Source organism: Achromobacter sp. 1012554356, from assembly GCF_059760815.1.
Window position 1 is genome coordinate 1 of sequence record NZ_JCBANC010000127.1, and the last position, 704, is coordinate 704.

Annotated in this window: 1 protein-coding gene; it reads left to right on the forward strand. The window is 64.1% G+C overall.

Features of this window, described 5'->3' with window-relative positions:
• Nucleotides 1-704, forward strand: a 704-nt coding sequence (locus AC6LJW_RS29440; RefSeq protein ID WP_498088974.1) for a cadherin-like domain-containing protein, incomplete at both ends; no start/stop codon positions are given.

Below are 704 nucleotides of genomic sequence, written 5' to 3' on the forward strand. Positions count from 1 at the left end.
TCACGCTGAACGCTGACGGTTCCTACTCGTTTAACCCCGGCTCCGCGTTCAACAACCTGGGCGCCAACCAGACGGCCACGTCGTCGATCACCTACACCGTCTCGGATGGCGAAGGCGGCACGTCGACCGCGACCTTGACGGTCACGATCACGGGCACCAACGACACCCCGATCCTCACCCCGGGTGTGACGCTGGATGATCAATCGGGCAACGATGGCCAGGCCATCACCCCGGTCGACATCTCCGGCCAGTTCTCGGATGTGGATACCGGCGATGCGCTGACGTACTCGGCCACCGGCCTGCCCCCGGGCCTGACCATCGATCCCAAGACCGGCATCATCTCCGGCACTTTGGACAAGTCGGCTTCGCAAGGCGGCAATGAAGGCGTCTACGCCGTCACCATCACCGCGACCGACAAGTCCGGCGCCTCGGTGTCGCAAGACTTCTCGTGGGACGTCAAGAACCCGGCTCCGACGGCCGTCAACGACACGGACAGCACCAACCAAGGCGTCAACCTCACCGCCGATGCCGCGCACGGCGTGCTGGCCAACGACACCGATCCGGACGGCGACACGCTGCAGGTTTCGGCCGTCAACGGCCAGGCGACCAACGTGGGCGCAGCAATCACCGGTTCCAACGGTGGCACCTTCACGCTGAACGCTGACGGTTCGTACTCGTTCAATCCTGGTTCGGCCTTTAACAAC